General features: G+C 56.7%; 15 protein-coding genes and 2 pseudogenes. 9 read left to right on the top strand and 8 right to left on the bottom strand.

Features of this window, described 5'->3' with window-relative positions:
• Positions 1-20 precede the first annotated feature (20 nt).
• The 3 genes and pseudogenes from ACNJYD_RS08735 to ACNJYD_RS08725 all read right to left on the bottom strand — a co-directional run bounded on the left by ACNJYD_RS08735 (position 21) and on the right by ACNJYD_RS08725 (position 2,663).
• The gene (locus ACNJYD_RS08735; RefSeq protein ID WP_439367432.1) at positions 21-572 is read right to left on the bottom strand and encodes a GntR family transcriptional regulator; all 552 of its coding nucleotides are present in this window, start codon (positions 570-572) and stop codon (positions 21-23) included.
• Positions 573-602: 30 nt separating this feature from the next.
• Positions 603-665: pseudogene (locus ACNJYD_RS08730) on the bottom strand (hypothetical protein); the annotation flags it as partial.
• Between the two features lie 285 nt (positions 666-950).
• Entirely contained in the window at positions 951-2,663 is a 1,713-nt protein-coding gene (locus ACNJYD_RS08725; protein ID WP_439366000.1) for a thiamine pyrophosphate-binding protein, read from the bottom strand.
• Between the two features lie 209 nt (positions 2,664-2,872).
• Between ACNJYD_RS08725 and ACNJYD_RS08720 the strand changes: the two genes are divergently transcribed.
• Positions 2,873-3,631, top strand: coding sequence for an SDR family NAD(P)-dependent oxidoreductase (locus tag ACNJYD_RS08720; protein ID WP_439365999.1), 759 nt, complete (start codon positions 2,873-2,875; stop codon positions 3,629-3,631).
• Positions 3,632-3,846: 215 nt separating this feature from the next.
• Here ACNJYD_RS08720 and ACNJYD_RS08715 read toward each other — a convergent pair whose 3' ends face one another.
• The 3 genes from ACNJYD_RS08715 to ACNJYD_RS08705 form a co-directional block, all read right to left on the bottom strand.
• Positions 3,847-4,299 (bottom strand): nuclear transport factor 2 family protein, encoded by a 453-nt coding sequence (locus ACNJYD_RS08715; protein ID WP_439367431.1) that lies wholly within the window; start codon positions 4,297-4,299, stop codon positions 3,847-3,849.
• A gap of 854 nt (positions 4,300-5,153) precedes the next feature.
• A complete protein-coding gene (locus ACNJYD_RS08710) occupies positions 5,154-6,671 on the bottom strand; it encodes a porin (RefSeq protein WP_439365998.1) in 1,518 nt (505 codons plus the stop codon).
• Between the two features lie 162 nt (positions 6,672-6,833).
• On the bottom strand, positions 6,834-7,019 hold the full coding sequence (locus tag ACNJYD_RS08705) for a hypothetical protein (protein WP_439365997.1): 186 nt from the start codon (positions 7,017-7,019) through the stop codon (positions 6,834-6,836).
• A 133-nt stretch (positions 7,020-7,152) separates the two neighbouring features.
• On the opposite strand from ACNJYD_RS08705, the gene ACNJYD_RS08700 reads away from it, so the two are divergent.
• Positions 7,153-7,635 carry a MarR family winged helix-turn-helix transcriptional regulator gene (locus ACNJYD_RS08700; protein ID WP_439365996.1) on the top strand — a complete coding sequence of 161 codons (483 nt, stop codon included), beginning with the start codon at positions 7,153-7,155 and terminating at the stop codon, positions 7,633-7,635.
• Here the strand turns inward: ACNJYD_RS08700 and ACNJYD_RS08695 are convergent.
• On the bottom strand, positions 7,630-8,664 hold the full coding sequence (locus tag ACNJYD_RS08695; protein WP_439365995.1) for an alpha/beta hydrolase family protein: 1,035 nt from the start codon (positions 8,662-8,664) through the stop codon (positions 7,630-7,632). The genes ACNJYD_RS08700 and ACNJYD_RS08695 overlap by 6 nt on opposite strands.
• 1,182 nt (positions 8,665-9,846) lie before the next feature.
• Here ACNJYD_RS08695 and ACNJYD_RS08690 point away from each other — a divergent pair.
• From ACNJYD_RS08690 to ACNJYD_RS08670, 5 genes are all read left to right on the top strand, one after another.
• Complete coding sequence (locus tag ACNJYD_RS08690; RefSeq protein WP_439365994.1) at positions 9,847-10,587, top strand: class II aldolase/adducin family protein; 741 nt, start codon at positions 9,847-9,849, stop codon at positions 10,585-10,587.
• A 901-nt stretch (positions 10,588-11,488) separates the two neighbouring features.
• Positions 11,489-12,427: a cyclase family protein gene (locus ACNJYD_RS08685; protein WP_439365993.1), complete on the top strand. Its 939-nt coding sequence runs from the start codon at positions 11,489-11,491 to the stop codon at positions 12,425-12,427.
• A gap of 441 nt (positions 12,428-12,868) precedes the next feature.
• The gene (locus tag ACNJYD_RS08680) at positions 12,869-13,579 is read left to right on the top strand and encodes a hypothetical protein (protein WP_439365992.1); all 711 of its coding nucleotides are present in this window, start codon (positions 12,869-12,871) and stop codon (positions 13,577-13,579) included.
• A 766-nt stretch (positions 13,580-14,345) separates the two neighbouring features.
• The gene (locus ACNJYD_RS08675; RefSeq protein ID WP_439365991.1) at positions 14,346-17,021 is read left to right on the top strand and encodes an AMP-binding protein; all 2,676 of its coding nucleotides are present in this window, start codon (positions 14,346-14,348) and stop codon (positions 17,019-17,021) included.
• 43 nt (positions 17,022-17,064) lie between these two features.
• The gene (locus tag ACNJYD_RS08670) at positions 17,065-17,928 is read left to right on the top strand and encodes a PhzF family phenazine biosynthesis protein (RefSeq protein WP_439365990.1); all 864 of its coding nucleotides are present in this window, start codon (positions 17,065-17,067) and stop codon (positions 17,926-17,928) included.
• A gap of 564 nt (positions 17,929-18,492) precedes the next feature.
• On the opposite strand, the pseudogene ACNJYD_RS08665 reads toward ACNJYD_RS08670, so the two are convergent.
• A pseudogene (locus ACNJYD_RS08665) lies at positions 18,493-18,993 on the bottom strand (IS21 family transposase); the annotation flags it as partial.
• A 207-nt stretch (positions 18,994-19,200) separates the two neighbouring features.
• Between ACNJYD_RS08665 and ACNJYD_RS08660 the strand changes: the two are divergent.
• Positions 19,201-20,214 carry a dipeptidase gene (locus ACNJYD_RS08660; protein ID WP_439365989.1) on the top strand — a complete coding sequence of 338 codons (1,014 nt, stop codon included), beginning with the start codon at positions 19,201-19,203 and terminating at the stop codon, positions 20,212-20,214.
• A gap of 739 nt (positions 20,215-20,953) precedes the next feature.
• Positions 20,954-22,549, top strand: a complete 1,596-nt coding sequence (locus ACNJYD_RS08655; protein ID WP_439365988.1) for an ABC transporter substrate-binding protein — start codon at positions 20,954-20,956, stop codon at positions 22,547-22,549.
• Positions 22,550-22,555: the final 6 nt, after the last annotated feature.

The raw sequence follows: 22,555 nt of genomic DNA, 5'->3' as shown, positions 1-22,555 counted from the left end.
TTAGTTGATCGAGCTGGTCGTCAGTTCGCGCCAACGGATGCAATCGAATTCCGCTTTTTCTTGTCTTCGACCGGCTCGTTGAGCCTGACGACGGCTTTCTCAAGATATCTGCTTGCCCACATGATGTCGTTTGCCAGCGCTAGCCGCGCGCCTGCACCATCACCTGCCGCCAGGCTCGCCAGGATCGATCGGTGTGGATGATCCCTCGCTGTTGCGGATGCACTGAAATCATTGAGCGTGAGAAGCGGGCCGATCTGAACCCAAAGGTTTACGATCAATCCGCAGACCACAGGCAAGTCTGACGATCTGTAGATTCTGAAATGAAATTCTTCGTTGATCGCCAAGACGGTCTGCACGTCGCGCTGCCGTCTTGCGACCATCAGCTGCTCCTGCATTTTCTCCAGCGCGAAGATGTCACTCGATGAGACGTTCTTTGCCGCAGCTTCTGCTGCACGACCTTCCAACTCAATTCGAATGTCGCGAATTTCCTTGAACTGGGCCACGCTTAAGACTGGAACCATCATCGTGCGCGACTGATGCGGAACAAGCCCGCGCTCGGAGGCGAGGCGCAAAAGCGCCTCCCTTACAGGAGTTACACTAACTCCAAGCTCTTCGGCCAATGGTTTCAGAAGTAGCCGCTGCCCCGGGCGAAACCGACCAGCCATAAGGGCTTTGCGAAGCATCAAATATGTTCGCGCGTGTAAGTTGTCGCGTCCGACGTGCAGCCAATCAAGTTCGGTGGGCATGGGCAATGTGGATGAGGAAGCAAGGGGGTCTGCGTTAGATCCTACCTTCCTCATTTTCTCTTCGTTCCCGTCTCTACCCGCGCGACTTCTAATAGACCCGCTCCTCATAGCAACTCCGTGTACCATGACAGTGCAGAGCCTCAAAAGGCAAAAGGGGCCGCGCGGGCCCCTTTTAGGCTATGTCTTTGGCCAGGGAGTACCGGCCTAGCTTCCGGACGGCGGGCTCCATGGCAATGGAGCAAGCGCCTCAAACTCCGTCACCACGTCGATGACTGCGGGCTTACCGGACCGGCGCGCATCGTCGAATGCCTTAGCCAAGTCACCGGGCTTCTCGACGCGCACACCGAAGCAGTCGAAATCGCGCGCGATTTGCGCAAAATCCGTATCTCGATAGGCAAAGATCTCCTCCTTGTTGCCCTTCCTTCCTTCGTAGGCCATGTCGATGTTTCTTCTGCCCTGTCCAAGGCAATGATTGTTGTTCACGATCGTGATCACGTTGAGGCCATACCGCCTGGCCGTTTCCAGCTCGGGCAGATGATACATAAAACCACCATCGCCGGTTAAGCAGACGATGGGACGATCCGGCATCGCGCATTGAACGCCGAGCGACGCAGGAAAAGCCCAGCCCAATGAGCCTGCGGCTCGCAGGTAGCCTTGAGCCGGGTCGGTCAGATAGACGAGCGTCCCGCTCCAGTGCGATGCGTATCCGGTATCGGCCACCAGCATTGCGTTCTTCGGAAGCCAGTCCGAGATCTCCCGGCACAGACGCTCCGGCCTGATCGGCGTCGCCTCAGAGGATCGCGCGATCTCAGCTTCCGCCCGCCATTCGGCGACGTAGTCAGCAACCTTCCGCTGCCAACCAGGTCTCGAACGGGATGGCAGTTCCGAGCCAAGACGATCGAGAGCCGCTTTCGGGTCGCCGTGTACACCAATGGCTTCGGGGAAGTTGCGACCAAGCTCCGCCGGATCGATGTCGATCTGTACAATTTGCGCCTCGGGCCTCGGCAGCTTCCAGTGGTTCGTAATCATGTCCCCGGTATCGCTCCCGACAAACAAGACAAGATCGGCGTCGTTCAGGATCTTGTTTGCACAGCTGCGCGAGTAGGTCCCGGCCACACCCCCATTTTGCGGGTGAAACTCCGGAAGAGCGTGTTTTGCGTCAAGCGACATCACAACTGGAATCTGGTGATGTTCAACGAATGCCTTCAGGGCACCCTCGGCGCCTGACATCATCAAGCCGGCGCCTGCAAGGATCACAGGGCGCTCTGAAGCCGCGATTGCGGCCGCGGCACGGCTGACCGATTCGGCATCCGGAGAAGGACGGAAAGCTGGTACCTTTGCGTAGGTCTCTTCGGGAAAGATGCTAGCTGTGAATTCGGCAGCACCAACGATGTCGCCCGTATAGCCGGTGATGTCGAGATGGACAGGGCGGGAGGCACCGGTGGTCGCCTCCCTGAATGCTTGACGAAGGAGATGGGGCAATTGCGCCACCTCATCGACTCGACCTCTAAACTTCGTGACCGCGGCGTAAAGCGGCTCGTGCGGAAGCTCCTGATACGCGTTTCGGTACTGGTAGTTGGCCGCGTGGCGCCCCGTCAACGCGACGACCGGTGCGTAGGCAAACCAGGATTCCTGGAGGGCCGCGGCAAGATTGGCGGCTCCCACGGATTGCGCCATGCAAACGGCAGGCCGCCGCAATGCACGCGCATAGCCGTCCGCCATGTATGCGATTCCCTTCTCGGAGTGCCCGAGAATTCGCTTGATTCCAAGGTCTTCCATTTCGGTGAGCGCGCGTCGCAGAACGGCATCCATGAAGAAGACGTGCGAGATACCCTTCGCCTTGATGGTCTCGGCAATGAAGCGACCTCCGGTCATGCGGCGGGCCGGCTCAGCCGTCGGCAACTTAAAATTGCTCATAGTGTCCTATCTCTCTAGTCGGTTTGGCGCTGAAATAGAGGGCTCAGGCCGGCATTTAGCTTTTTCTGACAACCGGCCGTCGAGCATTATCTCGCGTTGCACGAGCTTTTTATATGATATAAAACGTCTGTCAATTCGCGGTCAGTGCCAGTGGGGGCGCTGAGCTGCGCCCGCGCGGCTCGCTTATGAGAGAAACCAAAGGAGAGATCATGATCCGCTACGACCTGTCGGGAAAAAGAGCGCTCGTCACCGGTGCCGCCTCAGGCATCGGCTTGGCGACTTTGAAGCGGCTGGCAGAGTCGGGGTGCAGTGTTGCGCTGAACCACCTTCCAGATGATCCAAGGGCGCCTGAAGAAGTAAAAAAGCTTCGCGCGGAGGGTTACGATGTCTTCGGCGTGCCGGGCGCGATCGGTGATGGAAAGGAAGCAGAGCTGGTGAACGCCGCCGTTAACAAAATGGGCGGGCTTGACCTTCTCGTTAACAATGCTGGCACGCCGGGAGCACGACAATCCATTTCGTCTTCCGATCTCGACCTCATTACTGACGAGCTGTGGTCGAGGGTATTGGACACGAACCTCATCGGGCTTTTCCGATGCACGCGCGCGGCTGCACCGTCGTTGCGAGATACCAGAGGTGCTATCGTAAGCTTGGCGTCAGTGTCAGCATTGACCTCGAGAGGATCCAGTTTGGCCTATGCAGCAAGCAAGGCCGGTATCATTGCGATCACGCGTCATCTTGCGCAGGGTCTCGCTCCAGAGATCCGGATCAACGCGGTGGCTCCGGGCGCGGTTGACAGCACCTGGCAGATCGAATGGACCGAAGCGCAACGGCAAAGTTCTATTGAGCGAACTCCCCTGCGGCGCAGATGCATTCCCGAAGATATTGCCGAAACCATCGTCTATCTGGGCTTTGCAGCGCCCATGATCACAGGACAGACCATCGTGATAGATGGCGGTCTAACACTGTAGCTACCGCCCAATTCAATTCTGAAGCTTACGACATCATTGAACATCGTTCTGCTTTGGATTGGATCGAATGGCCGAGGCCGACCCTGAAATAGCTGCACCAAGTCGGATCGCGGCACCCAACATCCGACCCAGCCGCGCAGGGTAGCTGGTCGCTGACAGCAAAGTCGCTGGACCGGCTTTGCCGTCCCGAGCCTTGGTGTGCGGAGAAATCCTGTCTAACGCGTTTCCGCCACGCAGCTACCGATGTTCGGCAGATGAATTGAGCGGCCGAGGGCCTGCTCAACGAGGTCAAACGTGTCGATGAGCGCCCGCATATTGATGAGCCGGGCGGCCTCGAACTGGACGAACTGGGCAAGGCGCAACGCAATTGGTTTTTTGGAAGCACGCGTTAGTAGCGAAAATCGCAAAATGGAGGCCGCAGAATCCAACCCGAGTATAGTCGTCTCGCGGTCGAAACGCCGCACCTGGATATTGCCGGCAACATGACGGATGACTTCCAGCACGGCATGCTTGCCGTGCCGGCTGCCGAGAAACGGAAACATGTCAACAGGCCCGTAGAGCGACCACTCGACATTTTCATGAAGCAGACCTTCTATTTCCGCAAAAGATTGATCGTTGATCGCGCGATGCAAGGCCCGCGAGAAACGCCAATAACAATGTTCTGTCATGCGGGTACTTCCTGCAGATCCGACTTGAGAAGAGAAGCGGCTGTGTTGTCGTAGGAACTCAAACGTCATCTGATTTCATTGATTCGGGGCGCGTGAATTGTGCGTGTAGCAAAGCGGCGGCCGGTTAAGCCGATCGAGAATTGAATTGTGGCGCGTGATCGTGGATCGGTTATCGGAATCGACCCCAGACGTGAAACACTGACCAGCGGATACTCACACCGCGGCAATCCGGAAAGACGCCGCTATGGTGGCCCGCGTGAGTTCTGCGTTTCGCTCGATGCGCCCGCGCGCCACTCTTCGCCCGAGATGTAGGCAGTCTTTCCGCAGGACATTTCCCTCTGGACCCAGCCGGGATTTAGCAAAGAGACCAAAATGCCGTCTAGGGTCGGCGGCGTGACAGCCCGCGCATGCATCGGACTTATTTTGTCTGCTCGCGCGCGGAGAATATAGACAGGCGTGAGGCCGAATAGCTGCGGAAAATAAAACCAAGGTGCGGAAATTATGCGGATGCGACACCGGAATTTCCTGAGAGACGGTCCGGGGCACATGGTCCGCGGTAGCCAGCAGCGGTTGAGCGACATCCGGGGCTACAATGGCTCGCAAGAGCGGCCGAATTTCTTCTGCTCACGCCAAGGCTTGCCGGATCGAACCGTTTAGCACGCTCTATCGTTTTACGGGATAAACCGGATAGTCCATCATCGTTGGACCTAGTGGACCGCTCCTCATGGCTGTAATCAAACAAAACTTCGACGGCCTGCTTCTGACGGAGAAAGGCCTCCGGCGGGCATGCCGGAGGCCTTCTTGGAGGTTAACTCAAGAGCCTGTTGTTTGCTCCTTTCCTATACAGCGACGATCTAGAAATTGCGCTGAGCGCGGAGCAGCAGTACCAAGCTGTTCTGGTCCTTCAGCTCATACACTGCAGCCGGCTTTGCGACGCCCGACTGAAGCGGAAGCGTCACCGTGCTTCCGCTCGCATGCTTCTGGTCGAGCATCATATACGCAAGCTCACCGGTAAAGGTCAGGCCCTTGACCGGGGTCCATGACGTCTTTGTGCCGACCACTGCATAATTGAAATCTGGGTTACACCCGGCCGCGCCGCTCGATAGGGCGAGAGTGGTGACCATCGCGCCACAGATGTAGCCCTTAGCCGTGTTGTTATACCTCACAGCCGCCCACGCCCCAAAGATCGAACTATTCCAATATGGGTCCCAATTATGGGTGTATCCGCCATTGAAACCATAGGTCGTGGTCAGCTCCTGACCAGCGCCAGCGACAAACACCGAATCCGAAACCCCCGCGATACCCAAGCTCTGGTAAGCACCCGGCAATCCGGTGCTGCCATACATCGCGTATGACCGCGACATGTAGTCATGGAAGTTGTAGCTGCTCGCACCATGCGTATACACACCCGTCAGGTTGATTGTGTCACCCGGGCCGGTCGGGAGGTTCTTGATTGACAACGCCAGCTGTCCAGCCCAACCCCACTTGTCGTTGGGATGACCCGTGGGCTCGGACGCCCCGTAGTAGGCAGCATGGTTGTCGTGGGCGGCGACCGAAGCTTGGAAAAGGCCCCAGGCCTGATCAACACGAACCCTCGCGACGAGGTCAGGGGCTCGGGTCCCGCCAATGTCATTAGCACCGTAGGCTCCCACTGCAAGACCCGCGGCTGTCGCACCGGTGACGTTCCAGATGTTAGTCGTGTAAGCCTGAACCTGATCCTGGGCCGAGAAGGACGCCGTAATGCCCTGACCGAAGTCTGCGGTGTACGTGATCTGGTTGACAGGATCCCAACCGGCGCTTCCCGGCAGCTCGAAACTGTTCGCCGGATATTCGGCCCAGGGTGTCCTAAACTGCGACTCCGCCTTACCAAACGTGAACCCGGCGAACTGAATAAATGCGTAGTAGAGACCGACTCCACCTGTAGCAATCTGGGAACCGAGCGAGGTGGTGTAGCTTGTCGCCCCATTGACAGCGGACGTGCCGGCGCCAGAGTAGGTGCCGCTTGTCCACGTGAACGTCAGTTCAGCGAAGGTGCGAACGACACCGTACTCGGTGGCCGTTCGCGTATCAATCTGCAGATCTTGGCGAGCCCGCGCCGTGTAGTAGTTGCTGAGCCGATTGTGTGCGCCAGCTACACCACCAACGGCAGCGTCGAAGTCAGCGTTGGTCGCCAGCATGGTGTCCACACGCAGATACCCGCCGAGCTTGATACACGTCTCAGTGCCTGGGATGTAGTAGAAGCCAGCACCATACAGCGAGCAGATCTTCACGTACTCGATCGCCTTGGCCTTGACCGGGAGATCGGCGGCCTGCGCGCCAGCCCCCACGAACATTGCCGCAGATCCAAGAACAATACTCTTCATGACCTTCATCGATGAACCTCCAAGTTGGAAACCGCGTTTCCGTCCTTCAAAGATCCGCTACCAGCTCCACCCCAGGCGGACCGCTTGACGGAACGACTTCGAGGACCCCCTCGCTGTCCCAACGAGACATACTTTCGATCATCAATTGCTACAATCAATTAATTTTCGAAACTATACGTTTATGCCGCGCCGTTGCTGATTGGCAACACGCGCAGCAATCAAAACCGCCAAAGGACGGACTTCGCAAAAAACAAAGCCCTCGGGGGGCATCCCGAGGGCTTTCTTGGAGATTTTCATTGAGCAGACCGTGTTGAGAGCCTCAATGATGGTAATATTGATATCACCAATCAATTGCATTAGTCAATTGATAAATTCGATGGCGGGCATGCTCCGAGTACGCTATTTCAGACTTCCCGACATTGGATAGGATGCAGCGGACTCCGCTCAGGCTCGCCGCCGCGGACAATCAGAACTGGCACAAAGAATGAAGATGGCCACGCAACAGCAATTTGACAGGGCTGTAAGGGACCTGATCTGGAACATCGTCGAGATTCGCGCTCAACTGGAAGAGATCGATAAGAGTTGGGCGGAACTAATCGGTATAAGCGAACCTCAATGGCTGATGCTGATGGCCATCGATGAACTGGACGATGGCAGCGGTGTTTCGGGCATTGCAGTGGCGAATAAATTGGGGTTTCACCCCGCATTCATCACGACTCAGACGAAGAAACTTGAACAGCTGGAATTTCTAATCCGCGCCACCTCGCCTGATGATGCAAGATACTTGCAGATCTCGTTGACCCCAAAGGTGCGGACGGAAATTGCTAAGCTGTCGGACAAGAGACGAGCCGTCAATTCGACGATTTTAAATGGCTTGGATGAGGAGTCGCTTGCGTATCTCAATAAGCGGCTAAACGCGATTGCCAAGAACACTAGATTGGCATCTCAGAAACTAAGCCTGGGGCTGCTATGAAGCTGGCGCGCGATCGAGTTTGCGCTCGAGCCATTCGAAGACGGCCTCATCGCATGTTATGAAGTTCTCGAAAGCCCCCTCTGCGGTCTGTGGCATTAACAAATCCAGGTCAATGCTCGCCCAGGCGCAATCAGCCTCTAATTTGATTGCCTCAGACGCGTTGAAAACACTGCGCTCGCCAGCAACGACGAGAATGGGGCATCTTAACTTCCTCGCCAAACGCGATCGTTGCGTCGTGGACAGCCCCGCGCCGGGAGGCTCGGCAGTCCTAGTCATCCACTCAATAGATGACCGAGTCCGGGTCCAGCTCCAAAGCCCCCCGTCGCAAATCGCCGCAGACACGCGGCGGTCAGTCGCAGCAAAATTGGTCGCGAGCGCGGCTGAAAGGCCTTCTCCGTAGATTGCCATTCGAGACGCATCAATCTCCGGCAGGGTCGACAAATGATCCAAGCAACAAGAAAGCAATATGTCTGACGGTCCAACCCAATGACTTGAGACGTCATCGTAAGAGACGACGAGAACCGCCATGTTTCGACCAGTTATAAGGGGCAAGAGTCTACCAAGCAGGATCCCTGCCGTTTCTTCTTCCCGGCTGATGCAAACAATTGCGGGGACGCACGAAGTAGAAGTACCGGCGGGCACGTAGTAGGCAGACAACTCGCCGTGATCATAGAGTGTGATTTGAACACGCTCCACCCTCTGATCTAAGGATCCGAAGCCCTCGACGCTGGCCTCCAGCTTGGCCACAACGTCCACCCTTTGCGGGTCGTCTTCATCCGATAGTCGCCTAGCGACTTCAAATGCGGTCAGCGCGCAAAGCCAAGCATGGGCAGCCTCATCATGCGCACCTCTTTGGACGCTAAGATTGGCAAAGAGGCAATGAGCGTCTCCGATACTTGTCCATTTTGCAGCACAGTTTCTCCGGCTTGCAATGTCGCTTTCCTGATCAACACCATCAAGGAACACGACAGCACTTTGCCGCGTGGACGTAAGATTGCCTGTCAGTTCAGGCCAAGCAGCGCGCAACATCCGTTTCATCCCTTCAGCGCGAGTCCTCAAAACCGCTCAGGATTGCTCTAGACAACCCCAACGGGAGCTTCGTATAAGGCTAATCAATCCACGGTGACTGACCGGCCGGTGGGTTCCGCTATGCTTATTTTTCGATGATACGATTCCTCCGAGCTGAGGATCGCCGATGTGCGGCCATTTGCCGCCGAAATTCCGCTTCATTTTCACGAAATGCGCATTTTTCGAGTTCGAATCGGGTCGCACGCTCGATCGATCGAGAACACATCAAGTGCCGGTGCGCGTCCTGCGTTTCGCAAAAGCCCGCGTCTTATGCGCTTCCCGAATGGAGGCCTCTGATGGCGCAAAAGCGCGTAGGACAGTCTTGCGTCCCCACTGCCAAGCCGATCGTTCTAGCCGGTATCGTGCAAGATGCGCCGGTCAGATGAGCTATCGGCCGTCGAGGTTCTCAAATGACCCTGCGCCGTTGCCACATTCGTCGCCCGATGAAATCGCCCCCTTCGTCTGCGAAAGAGGCTTGATCTCAAAAACTGCAATTCCTCGTACGGGTATGCAGATTTTCGGCTACAGCAGTGAGAATATTCGGGGAATCCCGCCTGAAGCCGCCCTAAGCTGTGACGACACGACGATCGCGACGGCCCCGCGCGTAGGCACATGAGGCCGGTCGCGGCGATGCGGCACGTCGTCCCCGTAGCTGTCGATGTGCTGACGAGTAGGCGAAGGAGGAGCGGTTGCGGATCAGTTCGGCGCGTGGGTTCTCAAGCCGACGTCAGTGGCGATTGCGGCATCAGTAAGCATGTCGATGTCACCAGCGCCGCTCCGCCTATGGCCAGCCCTTGGCAAACTCGGCGCGTCAGAAGCGAACAATGGTGATCAGCGACATCGAAGGGGGCTAGGTCTTCAACGATGACTTAAACGTGCTCTGTATTGGTCCGATCAAGGCGGAATTTGCCACGTGCGCACGGCCCCACCCGTTCTGAGCTTACGGTCATCTGTTCGAGCGCGCGGCGCTAGTGATCGCGGCTCCGGCGTCTTCCTTGCCCCGGCGCATAGCAGTCGGACTTTCCAGCTGAGGTCCCTTGTCAAAGGCAGAAACAGACAAGTTGCGAGTTCTGAGTCGGAGGCCGCATTCTGCCAGGAAACACCCCTCGTGCAATGACAGGCTTATTTCAAAAGGAGATGAATATGCCCAATTTCATGCCCCAGGAATGGGAGATCCGCTGTGATCTGGCTGCGGCCTATCGACTGATTTCCCATTTCGGCATGGACGATTTGATTTCGACTCATCTGTCGGCGCGCTTGCCGGGCGCAGAACCTCGCTTTTTGCTGAATCCTTACGGCCTTATGTTTGATGAGATTACGGCTTCGAGCCTGGTCGCCGTCGATCCGGAAGGGCATGCGATCGAGAGGGAGGACGAGTCCAAGATTAACAACGCCGGTTTCACGATTCATTCGGCGGTGCATATGAATCGTGATGACGCTCACTGTGTCATTCACACACACACGCTCGCCGGCATGGCCGTGGCCGCACAGGGGCAAGGGCTGCTACCATTGAACCAGAAATCAATGTGCTTTTTCGGCGGGGTCGCTTATCACGAATATGAGGGCGTTGCGCTGGATCTTAGCGAGCGCGATCGCCTCGTACTGGATCTCGGAAAGAAGGATGTAATGATCCTCAAGCACCACGGTTTGCTCACGATCGGGCGGACCGTCTCCGAGGCCTTCCTAAACATGTACCTCTTGGAGCAATCTTGCCGCATTCAGATCGCGGCTACCCAGGGCGGTCAACAAATCGTCCTACCTTCCGAAGGTGTCGCCGCTCACACGGCATCGCAGTTCCACGAACACGGATATAACAGAAGCCCGCGCCCTTGGGCGGCACTCAAACGTCGACTCGATCGGATCAGCCCGGACTACGCAAGCTGACTATTCCCATCATGGACAATCCTCCGGCCCGACTGCTCGGTCGTTCCGTGCTGTTTCCAGGTGACGCTGGCCAAACAGCCGGAGCTCTCTGCAATTTGGCAATCGTCTCGTGGTGGCACCAGTGGAGTCCGGCGACCGATGCATACGATCGTTCTTCCAAAGTGGTTTGATGGCGCGTCACCTAGGGGACTGGAGGGCATCCAACGTAAGTGCTCGGATCAAGCTTGAGGACTCGAACTTGGAGAGCGGAGCTGGTTTTGCTATTCCGCCAAACGTCCTTCTCCCTCGACAGGTTGCATCATTCGCGCCGCTGCTGGTCGTTTTGCACGCTCGCTCCGCGAAGCCCTTCGGAGCCGGCGTGTTCAGTTCTGGGACCCTACACCGGTAATGAGCTAACAGCCGTCTCCCTTTCTGTAAGCTCTATGGCGATAGGGCTCTACTCGGATTGGACGATGAAACAGACGTCGGCGATCCTACAAGCAAAAAAAGAGCATGCGGCGATGCGGACCGGCTTTGGGATCGTAGAGTCCGCGCGTACCGAAAGAGCGCGCGCGGATGGATCTCCGCCGGTGGCTTTCTCGAACTGATATTGATCCAATCTTACTTACATGGAGCGCTTGATTTGTCCTCCTCGATCTCTGACAGCTCCTTACATTTCGATGCCGCGCGCTTTGATGAAATACTGCACGTCCCCTGCTCTGGCGCAGAATTTTCTTGTTAGCATCACCGATTTGAACAGCTTGGTGCCTCGGTAACCGATAACGTGCCTCGAGCAAAGCATGTTTGCATGGGAAGTGGTTTGTTCGCAGCGGGCTTGCGATGAACGAGCTCCTGTTGAGATGGGCATTTTGCCAGATCATCTGACGCTTCCCAAGTTGAAGACGAGAACAGGAGCTTCTCAATGCGGCCGGCCAATTTCGATCATCTCGCCGATAAGCTGCGCAACTGGGGGCGGTGGGGCGAAGCGGACCAGCGGGGTGCACTTAATCACATCGGACCCGAAACGTTGAGGAACGCAGCCGCCGAGGTGCGCCACGGCAAACTCTTCAATCTCGGCCTGCGGTTCGACCGCAATGGGCCCCAATTGGGACGCAAGCGGTTCAACCCGATGGTCTACGCAACGGACCTTTTTACGCCGATGGGCCCCGGAGCAGCGCCAGGTGTCTGTTTTTCCGACGACGTCATCCACATGCCTCTGCAGTGTTCCACACAATGGGACGCTCTCGGTCACGTCCACTATGACGGCCAGCTCTACAATGGGTGCAACGCACGCGAATGTCTCACCGAAAATGGTGCGCTAAAGATGGGCATCAACCATTTGGCAGCACCTGGCATTGTTTCGCGAGGCGTACTCGTTGACGTCGCGCGGCTAAAGGGCGTTGAGCGGTTGCCGCTTGACTACGCGATCACGGCTGATGATTTGAACGCCGCATGCGAGAAACAAGGCACAAGCGTCGGCACGGGCGACATTCTTTTAGTACATACCGGCCACATGCTTCGGTTCACCGCGGACGGGGACCGGGATAGCTTTATGGGGATGCAGCCGGGCCTCAGCTATACTTGCGCCGAATGGGCTTATGAGAAGTCGCTAGCAGCCGTAGCTGCCGATAACATGGCGGTGGAGATATTGGACGTCGAGAGCACGGGTTCGGAAATGCCCCTTCCTTTCCACATGCTGGCGCTACGAGACATGGGCCTTCCGTTGGGCGAGATGTTCAATCTTGAGGCGCTGGCTGCCGACTGCGCTGCCGACGGCCGCTACAGTTTTCTGCTCGCAGCTCCACCTCTGGAGGTGACTGGTGGCTTTGGTTCGCCCGTCAACCCGCAGGCGTTGAAATAGGCTGCACGTAAGATCGACGGACTGGCGGGCCTTTCGAAGTCGACGCTCATAAGGTTCACGTTTTACCCGGCGTTTGGTCGTGCCCCTTTTCGCAGGCCCACGTGGTTCCAGAATTCGCAGGGACCCTCTCGGAGCTCGCGCAAGGCCTTGCGGTGGACATGTCAACCGAATGTCTTGCCGAAATTTGCAGCGAGAAGCTCGGCATCGCCGTCGGCCGTCGGAATCCCTCGTAAGAGACACCCGCAATGAGAAATGGCGCTCGAAGATTGGCCGACTCGCATTTCGGTGATGAGAGAGATCGCTGTTTCTTGCGGATCTTGCCGGGAACTAGCTGTGATCACGGAGTGGCATAGACAGGAACGTAAGCTGAGCTATGCGGGAGAGGCGGCGCATCGAGGCGGGTGTCGAACCTGCCAAAACCTGTCAGGAGAGCGATACGGCATGAACGAGATTACCAGCATCCTCGCTTTCCGTCAGCCGTCTGCGGTTGAAGATCGCTGCCAGACATTTCTGCGGAACGGAGCTCGTCAGTTGCTCGCCGGCGGTCGAGATCGAGTTGCAGGCGTTTCTGAAGACGACGGCAGAGCTGAAGCTGGCGGATGGCCGTGCCCGGGCGGTGCGGCACGATTTGGTCCTGCGCGTAAGATCGCCACGGGGATCGGCGCGACCGTGGTCGGCCGGCCCAAGGTCAGAGACCGTGGTGCGACCGAGCTGATCGAGATCCGCTTCACCTCGGGCGATCGTGCCGCTGTGGGCGCGGCGGACCAAGTGCCTGATTGCCTGCTGCCGATTGACTATCTGCGGCATCTCGACCCCGATTTTAAGGACGCCCCTAGGCGCTGCTCGGCACGGATACGAGAAGCTGTCGCCATCGTGATCTCAGGCCTGAAGCCCCATGGCAGGGCGAGTACGAGCACTTGCAGAAGAGCGATGTGTCTGCGCGGCGCTATGTCTACGTCCCGGCGGACTACGTTTTCCTGCAGGCCCGGGATGAACGACCGCAGCGAGTGCACGCTGGTTTTGATCGGCGCCACGCCCGAGGGCAAGAAGGAGCTGATCGGCTTTGAGGTCGGCGTGAGCGAGAGCACCCAGAGCTGGCGCCAGCGAGCTCTGATCCACATTCGCCGGCAAGGACCGCAGGTAGGCGCCTGATTTGGCCATCGGCGAATGGCGCACTCGGCTTGCGGAACGCGATGAACGAAGTCTTCCCCGGCACGCGGCGGCAGCGCTGCTGGCAGCACAAGGCCGTCAACGTGGGTAACAAGGTTCCGAGCTCCGTGCGGAGCGGCATGGAGAAGGCTTTGCAGGACATCTCCATGGCCCAAAACCGAGCTGCCGGGAGCTTGCACTCGACGTCTTCACCGAGAAATATATCTCAAGATACGCGCGCACGTTCGATTGCCTGGTCAACAATCGCGAGGATCTGCTCGCATTCTATGACTTTCCTGCTGGGCACTGTGTCCACTTGCGAACCACGGTCCGATCGAAGGTGTTCAGCACAGTGCGACACCGACGGTTCGGACCAACACATCGTTGTCGCCACAGACGGCCAGGCTGATGGTGTTTGAGCTTATCGATGCAGCCTCGAAAAACCTGGCGTCGAGCACGAAGATAAGTGGCATTCGACGAAGTTGTCATCACGAGCCCCAGGAAAGAAGCTGGCCGTGACGTGTTCGCAAGTTGGACGGCCGAACGATCCGAAGCGTCCGCATCATCAATGGGCGGAACACACCAGATTTGGCAGTTTTTTGAATCGTCAGTACGCCATAATTAAGTCTCGTTAGCGGCCCTTCCAGCCAACTATGAAACGATGAGATTAGCTGTGCACTCTGCCGGCCTGCTCGTCTGCAGTTTGGGCCTCCTACGCACACTCGTTCCGATTGAGGAAACACCACAAGGCCGTCGAGGAAGAAACGTAATGGAAACCGTGGCGAAACAGATTCTGATACCAACTCTGCCCGGTCCTCTCCGGCCCTTACGTTTTGGCCGCGACAAAATGGCCGACGTTATCGCCAAAACATTTGAAAAGTATCCTTCGAATACCGCTCTACGTACTCACGAGAGGGATTTAACTTACCGGGAGCTGCGGACTTCCGTGCGGAGTCTTATGGAGCGGTTCGAGGCTAACGACGTCCTCGCTGGGGATGCCGTTATTGTCAAGCTTGCTCGATCGGTCGAATTGGTCACGGTCATTCTTGCTGCTCAGATGCTTGGCGTAGCCTTCGTGCCTGTTGATCCATCGGAATCGCATCAGCGATTGGACCACATTGTTAGAAATACGAACGCCCGTGCCATGATCAGTCTGAGTCCAAGTGGTTCGATGCGCATTGAGCACGTTTCGAAACGCCGGGGTGTGAATCCAGCCTTCTCTAACATCGCGTATATCATGCACACCTCCGGGAGCACGGGAATCCCGAAAGGGGTGCCAGTTTCCGGAGCTGCTCTTCTAAATTTAGTCGACTGGTATATCGATATGATCGATTTTTCGGAGAGCGATAGTATTTCGCAGCTTACGCGGCCAACGTTCGATGTCTCAATCCCGGAGTTCTTCGTGCCATTTGCGACTGGTGGAGCAATTGTCCTGCCATCTACCCAACTTCAATCGCAGATCGTTCAAACGATCGAGTTTCTAGTTCAAAGCAGAACTAACGTTGTTCAGATGGTTCCAACGCTGCTGAGACGCTTCCTAGCGACCCTCGAGCGTCTTCCCCACTTGGCGGAAAGGTTTACAGCTCTAAAATGTCTCGTGTGCAATGGTGAAGTGTTGCCTGATTCAATCAGGCGGCGTTTTTACTCCAGATTCCCAACTGCGACACTAATAAACAGCTACGGGCCGACCGAATGCTGTGTTGCCGTTAGTTACCACCGTTGTGCTCGTGGTGATGCGCCTATTCCGATGTTTATAGGGAAACCAGCGTGCAATACCGACTTCTATGTTCTTGACGAGACCCAGTCCAATGTTGGGCTTGGCGTCGAGGGCGAGCTCTGGGTTGGAGGCGTGCAGACTTCTGAACGTTATGTGGCTGACGAAGCCCAATCGAAACTCCGGTTCGTGCGGTGCATGACGCCCAACGGTGAACAAATGTTGTATCGCACGGGTGACTATGTCGTGGCGTCAGCGAAACATGGCTTGCGGTTTCTCGGACGGAAGGATGATCAGATCAAGTATCGAGGAACGCGACTCGAAAAGGGGGAAATTGTCAGCGCGATCGATAAAACGGGCCTGTGCGCGGATTCAGCCGTTGTCGTAGTGGATAGAGACGACGGTAGCGGCCAGGAGTTGGTATGTATTGTGACACCCGCGAGCGCCGATGTGGACCAAATTCGCGCACGGCTGTCGGGTTTGCTCCCGGCCGACCGTGCGCCGAGGTTCATTGTGCCAGTTGTTGAGCTTCCATCTACGCCTAACGGAAAGCTCGATCAGCTCGCTCTTGGGAGAACTGCCAAGGAGGCGCTCACATCTAACGTGCACGGTGCCGCAGCCGAGATCAATGATGCGGCTGCGTCAGCATTGCACCATCTGTTGAAAGCGGTGCAAGCCGTCACGGGAAGACCAGTGTCGTCCGCCTCTATAGTTCGGGAGTGCGATATTGATTCACTGAATTTTCTGGAGCTGCAAGTCAAGCTCGCCGAAACTGCCCTCGGGTTCAGCGAAGATGTGTTTCAACAGCAACACCTGTCACTCAAGGAGTGGGCAAAGCTACTTCAACCGATTGAACGCAGCTTAGATCCAGCGGCGGACAAGAGCGGACACGTCGCCGAATTTACAGACGAGCTCGCGCCAATCATCAAATACATTGAAACACGGGCTCCGAGCACGATTCTGTTGCATTCATCGCTTCTAGCATTGAGGAATGTAGCTGCAAGTGACATAGCATCCATTCTGCTTGAGGCAATAGAGCGCGTCTCCGCGTCGTCCACGGTGATTCTACCGGCGTTCACATTGAGCTACTACCGCACCCGGTGTTTTCATTGGATGAGCACTAAGTCCGAAACGGGAGCTCTGGCCGATCTTGTGATGCGACAGCTTCCCGCTGGGCGTACCAAGCATCCAGCGTATTCGATGGTCGTGACCGGCCCGAGAAGGCTCGAATTGTGCGAGATAGACTGGTGGAGATGCAGCCCATTCGGCGAAGATTCAATGTTCGGCGAGGTAAGCCGCTCAGATGGATTGATCGTCGGCTTGGGTACATCAAGTTTTACTCATGTTCACAGGTGTGAACTCTTAGCCGACGTGCCTTACAACAAGACAGTCACCTTGCGGGGGCTCGCCGACTTTGGAGGCGGGCCCGTTGATTTATCGACGGAGGTTTACGTTCGCGACATCGAAGGCCGTCCTGAGTATTCGTTTCTTGCGCACGATACGACGCGGGATGTCTACGAAATGAGAGATGTTCTGCGGGAGTTCGCAATAGCCGGAACTTACGCGAGGTTGGTAGATGCAAGAGACATGGAATCCAAGTTGGTGCCCCTCATGCTGAACGAACCCTATGGGTTCTTGCACGAAGGGGCTAGAGCGGCGGCGCAGCACGCATATCCGACCGAACTCCGGGGCAAAGGATCGTTAAGCTTTGACACTCAGAGCAGCGTTTGATGCAAGTGGTAGTTTCTGTATCGACGGCCTTAGGGGTTGAGACATGACAGCCAGAAAAAGGGGTTTCACTCTATTTCCGGCCTCAAGCGAGGAAATGTTGGATGCGAAGCGTAGCGAGTCTCCGCCAGTGGTGGTCTATGCGTTCGCGGATGGCCGCTTCGCTGGCAATCCTGCGGCAGTTGTGCTCTATCATAGGTTTCCAGCGACCGCCGAGTGCCTTCAGCTGGCGCAGCAGTTTCGTCAGCCGGTGACAGTGTTTCTTCGCCCTCTCCAAGAGACAGGCCATTTCGAGATTCGCTGGTTCACGCAAAATGCCGAACTGGATCTCTGTGGACATGGAACACTGGCAGCGACACATTGGCTTTTTCGTGCCGGCTACGTCCGCTCCAATCGGATCTCTTACCATTCCCCGAGCGGGATTCTCGATGCTTGGCTGCAAGGCGAGAATGTTCACATTGCGTGTCCTGCCATCGACACGACTCCGGTAGACCCGAAGGAATATGGAGCTATTCAACGATATTTGGAAGTGCCGGCTAAGGAAATTCGTAAGGCATATGACGATTACCTCGTTATCGTCAGCAACGAACGCGTCGTTTTTGATTATGAGCCAAATTTTAAAACTATAGCTCAGATCGACTGCCGCGGTGTCGTCCTCACGGCTCTCGCTGATCCGGAGGGAGTGTTCGGAGAATTTAATATCGTATCAAGGATGTTTTCGCCCAGAATCGCAATTGACGAGGATCAAGTCTGCGTGTCGGCGCATTGCAAACTGTACCCATATTGGGCGAGGGTTCTGGGTAGGACCGACCTACGCGCGCTGCAGGCATCTAAGAGCGGTGGCGTCCTCGAGCTTTCATCATTGGATGGTCGTGTCATCATCGGGGGAAAAGCGAAGTTGCTCATGTAACCTCGGCGTTTTAGTGCTCGATCCAAAGCTTTTTGTACGGGTGAGGTTCTGCACACCGATCCAAAATGAGAGCGCTCCATCGAGCGATATGCACTGCATTTGGGTATGTGGGAATCCCCCTCAAGCGGAGTGATTGAACTACTATGAGCAAACTCTGTTGCGTGATTAGCCGACCGCCGAATCGAGCGGGCCATACACGTGCTGGACGCCGAAACTTTGTACAAATCTATGACGGAGCCGGTGCACTGGCTCGAAGTGTTTACTGGGATCACCTGACGCCGGGCCTGCAGGGTGGAACGGAAAGCGCAGATGCTCTCCGAGCTGTACGCTGATGATGAGATCTAAAGGTGGCGGCGCGCCGACCTGATCTGACGCCCAGCAATTATTTGATTGGTGCTGGCAGACTTGCCGGGAGACTGTATGTGAGTCGGATAATAGCGGCCCGGGCTTTGCTTCCGTTCTCATCGAAGGGCGTCAGGGAGCTAGAGATACGTCCGTGCGGTAGCAGCACCGTGCAGCTCACATTTTTCTTGCGATCGTAATGGAACGGCCAGCGTACGCGCTCGCCTCGACCTGACGACGCGTGCTGCCCTGGATGCGCTTGGAGGCCGAATTTTCCTCTCGTGCCTCAAGCATTCGTTCTGGCCCCCAGGGTTTCGAAGCGCCGTCCGGCCGGCGCGTGCCCTTGTATGTTGAGTCGCATTCTCGACGCATCCTTTCCGATTGGATCGGCCACCCGAGCGGGATTGGCGACCGTAATGATCCGGCATCGCGCTGTAAATCGGGTTGAGCTGGGGCTAGTCCAAATCCGGGTTGAAGACGCCTCCCTTCAGGTCGTCGAAGACTTAGCGCCCCCAAAAAATACCGGCCCCCTCTTCGTAGAGTTGCGCCTAGATCTTGTTGGCTGAACGTCCAGACTAGCCGCGGGAAGCTGCGCCGCGAGTAGCGCAGCGTCAGCACGAACAGGCCGGGCGGCGATAGCGGCCACTCCTGGGATTCAATCGTCAGAGCGCCCTCCGCCACAGTCACTGTGGCCTCCTCGCGGGCGAGGAACTCAAGTCGATTCATCAGCCTGCGACGCCAATATTGCACCCTCGGCAGGGTTGGCTTTTGTGCGCTTTCAGTCAAGGCTGACTTGATTACGACAAATATGTTGCGAATAGGACAAAAATTTCCTAAAGGAAAATTCTTCCGATTTCGGTGCCGTCGCTGCTGTGATCGTATTTTGGCTGCTTCGACCCGACGGATGACAACGAATGGGAGAGGGGTTGGATGGGTTGCGCCGAGAAGGGGCTGCACGAGGCCGCCATCATCGTCGATGCTGTATGTCCGCTGCTGGACGATACGGGCAAGATCTCTGCATACAGGGCGGGTGGTCTGACCGCAGTCGCGCCGACCGTCGGGGGGTGGCAGGGAGCTGAGGTAACGCTGCAGAAGATTGGTGCGTGGCACAAACTTCTACGCGAGCGAGACGACCTGATCCTCGTCCAGTCGGCGGGCCATATTCGAATGGCCAAGGAGACCGGGAAGACCGGGATCATCTTCCACTTCCAAGGGCCAGAGCCGATTGAGGACAAGTTGAATCTGATCGACGCCTTCAAGGCGCTAGGCGTCGGCGTCATGCAACTTGCGTATAACGTGAAAAACCGGATCGGAGATGGGTGCGAAGAGCGTACGGATGCCGGTTTGAGTCGTTTTGGGGTGCAGGTAGTTGAGCGGATGAATCAAGCACGCATGATTGTCGATTGCGCGCATACTGGCGTTCGCACGACAATGGATGCAATCGAGCATTCTTCGGCGCCGGTAATAATTTCGCATGCCAACGCCAAATCAGTCTACCCCTCCCCTCGCAACATTTCTGACGAGTTGATCAAGGCAATCGCAACGAATGGGGGGACGATTGGTGTGGTGGGCTTCCCGGGTTTTGTCTCAAAAGATACACGGCCGACAATCGATCAGTTCATCGACCATCTCGCGTATATGAGCGACCTGGTCGGAACTAAGTATATCACGCTTGGCATCGACTATTACAGCGGTCAGTGGCCATATGCCGACGACGAGACGGCGCTGAAGATTTACGAGAAAGCGCTCGCCGATAACAGCTGGAGCCCGAAGGCTTATCCGAAACCTCCGCACTATTATCCCGCGGGCATAGAAACGCCCGAGGGCATGCCGGTTCTCACCGAACGGCTTCTTAAGCGCGGCTTCACGGAAGCGGACATTCGTATGGTCTACGGCGAGAACCTGTTGCGGATCTACGAAAGCGTCTGGGGTGAACAGCGCTGAAGAACAGAGTGTGTCGCATTAGGGCAGAAAAAGTAATTGCAATGAAAGAATACAATGCCCCTTTATTGCCGCCGCGTCGCCGCGCCGCTCCTCGACCATGCACGTGTGTAGATGCAACGGGGTGGAGTTACGGGAAACGCTTTCGGCGTTTGCCAGAACGGCTGCGCCGCGACGGCCAGACTAGCTGTAATGTTTTTGCTGCATCCGCAGCCGGTCGTCGGCGACACATTGTTCACCGTTACCGTCCTCTCGCGGCTCGTCGAGCAGGGGAGGCGCAATTTGGACGACCCGATCCGCGCCCAACTGGCCGAGTTCGCCATTGGGAATCCGGATGTCTTACCCTCTGCCACCATCCGCGATTGTTTAACTCACAGTTGCGGCTGGGGGGAGACGCCTTCGAGGACGCCGGCTCGGACGATGGCGCTCTGGCCGCCACGCTGGCTCGGATGGACAAGCTGGTTCAGGTGACGCCGCTTGGCTCATCGCGTCCAGCGCGGGCGGCCGGTCGGAGCCGCCTTGCGAGGCGGACAGCACGAGATCTGTTGGCTGGGCGTCAACCGCCGGGCCGTGCGCAAGTGAGCCGGAGCACGACTGGCGCGGCACGACCACCAACTAGACATCAGCAGGAAGGGTATCGTGATCGCAGATCGAATGACCAAGCCGGGCCGAACTACGCTCAGAGGCGGTCCAAAGAAATTTAAATTGAGTTGCAAGACACAGGGAATGGAGGAAATGGACCATGACAATTTCTCGACGCAACCTTGTTAAAGCCGCTATGGCCGCCGGAGCGGCTGCATTGATTCCCTCGGTCGCGCGGGCGCAAACGGCGCCGTCCGCCGCGCGGACAGTGCGCATTGTAAAATCCAATATTACCACCTTCGATCCATACTCTACGACCTCTTATGATACTGTCGACCATGCCTTAGCAATTTACGATATGTTGTTTGCTCTCGATTCCAAGTTTTCGCCGCAGCCGCAAATGGTGAGAAAGTGGAGTCTCTCCGAGGACAAGAAAACTTATACATTTGAGCTGCGTGACGGCTTGGGCTTTCATGACGGCACGCCCGTCACGGCGGCAGATTGTGTGGCATCGATCCATCGCTGGCTCCAGACCCCCGGCGGACAATTAGTCAAGGAACGGGCAAAGGACGTCTCGAAAACAGACGACAGGACTTTTGCAATCACACTCAAGGAACCGCTGGCGCTTTTGATCGATCGGCTGGCGCAGCCGTTAGCCTACCAATTGTTCGTCATGCGCGAGAAGGATGCAGACCGCCCCCCGACGGAGCCGGTAACCACACGGATCGGATCGGGCCCGTTCAAGTTCAACGAAGCGCTTTTTAAGCCGGGCGCGAGCTTTGTGTATGACCGAAACGAAAAGTATATCCCTCGCGATGAGCCGCCCGATGGGTTGGCCGGTGGCAAGGTTGTCAAGATCGACCGCGCTATCTGGGAAGTGATCGCAGACCCGCAGACCGCTGTGGCCGCCCTGCAAGCGGGCGAGATCGATCTCCTTACCCCGAGTGCCAGTCTCTTTCCGATTGTCGAGAGGGATCCTAATCTTGTGCTCGAAGATCTCCACAATTCGGGCGAGGATTGGATTGTGCGCATGAACTGCTTGCAGAAGCCGTTCGACAATGTGAAGGCCCGCCAGGCGCTACTTCATCTGATCGACCAGGACGCGTTCCTGCGTGTTATTAATCCAAATCCAAAATACCACCGGTCCATCACGTCATTGTTCGGAGCCGGTACCGCCTATGTCAATGATGTAAACACCGAATGGTATAAGAAAGGCGGCGATCCGGAAAAGGCCAAGCAACTCTTCAAGGAGGCTGGCTATGCCGGGGAGAAAGTCCTTATCCTCCAACCCACCGATTGGCTCTCGGCTAGTAATGTTTCGCAGCTCTTGGCGGCTACGCTGCGCAAGATCGGAGTTAATGCCGAGCTTGCGCCGTCCACCTGGGCTGCGCTTGGCCCGCGCCGAGCCAAAAAGGATTCGGTTGAAAATGGCGGCTGGAGCATTTTCGTCACGACCCCCTCTGATTTTAGCCAGAGCGACCCGCTCTCATCATCGTGGATGTTCTTGAATGGAGAAAAGGGTTGGTACGGCTGGCCGAAGAACGACGAATACGAGATCCTTCGAGCTAAGTGGGTGGACACCGAAACGCTCGAGGAGCGCAAGGCGCTTGCCCGCAAGATGCAGCAAATTTGGTGGGACACCGTTGGCTTCATTTTCTTGGGCCAAGTTATTTCGCCCATCGCACGCCGCAAGACCCTAGCCGGCCTCATTGGCGTGCCGGCGTTCAACCCAATGTGGAACATGCAGAAGGGTTGATGGCGC

Origin of the sequence: Bradyrhizobium sp. SPXBL-02, from assembly GCF_051853065.1 — a bacterium.
Classification (GTDB): domain Bacteria; phylum Pseudomonadota; class Alphaproteobacteria; order Rhizobiales; family Xanthobacteraceae; genus Bradyrhizobium.
The sequence above is the reverse complement of the archived record's forward strand: the minus strand, read 5'-3'. Positions and strand labels throughout refer to the sequence as shown.

Bases quoted from the DNA above. Each gene is read 5' to 3' on its own strand.
- ACNJYD_RS08725 (WP_439366000.1), bottom strand. From the start codon at position 2,663: ATGAGCAATTTTAAGTTGCCGACGGCTGAGCCGGCCCGCCGCATGACC.
- ACNJYD_RS08720 (WP_439365999.1), top strand. From the start codon at position 2,873: ATGATCCGCTACGACCTGTCGGGAAAAAGAGCGCTCGTCACCGGTGCC.
- ACNJYD_RS08715 (WP_439367431.1), bottom strand. From the start codon at position 4,299: ATGACAGAACATTGTTATTGGCGTTTCTCGCGGGCCTTGCATCGCGCG.
- ACNJYD_RS08710 (WP_439365998.1), bottom strand. From the start codon at position 6,671: ATGAAGGTCATGAAGAGTATTGTTCTTGGATCTGCGGCAATGTTCGTG.
- ACNJYD_RS08705 (WP_439365997.1), bottom strand. From the start codon at position 7,019: ATGCAATTGATTGGTGATATCAATATTACCATCATTGAGGCTCTCAAC.
- ACNJYD_RS08700 (WP_439365996.1), top strand. From the start codon at position 7,153: ATGGCCACGCAACAGCAATTTGACAGGGCTGTAAGGGACCTGATCTGG.
- ACNJYD_RS08695 (WP_439365995.1), bottom strand. From the start codon at position 8,664: ATGTTGCGCGCTGCTTGGCCTGAACTGACAGGCAATCTTACGTCCACG.
- ACNJYD_RS08690 (WP_439365994.1), top strand. From the start codon at position 9,847: ATGCCCAATTTCATGCCCCAGGAATGGGAGATCCGCTGTGATCTGGCT.
- ACNJYD_RS08685 (WP_439365993.1), top strand. From the start codon at position 11,489: ATGCGGCCGGCCAATTTCGATCATCTCGCCGATAAGCTGCGCAACTGG.
- ACNJYD_RS08680 (WP_439365992.1), top strand. From the start codon at position 12,869: ATGAACGAGATTACCAGCATCCTCGCTTTCCGTCAGCCGTCTGCGGTT.
- ACNJYD_RS08675 (WP_439365991.1), top strand. From the start codon at position 14,346: ATGGAAACCGTGGCGAAACAGATTCTGATACCAACTCTGCCCGGTCCT.
- ACNJYD_RS08670 (WP_439365990.1), top strand. From the start codon at position 17,065: ATGACAGCCAGAAAAAGGGGTTTCACTCTATTTCCGGCCTCAAGCGAG.
- ACNJYD_RS08660 (WP_439365989.1), top strand. From the start codon at position 19,201: ATGGGTTGCGCCGAGAAGGGGCTGCACGAGGCCGCCATCATCGTCGAT.
- ACNJYD_RS08655 (WP_439365988.1), top strand. From the start codon at position 20,954: ATGACAATTTCTCGACGCAACCTTGTTAAAGCCGCTATGGCCGCCGGA.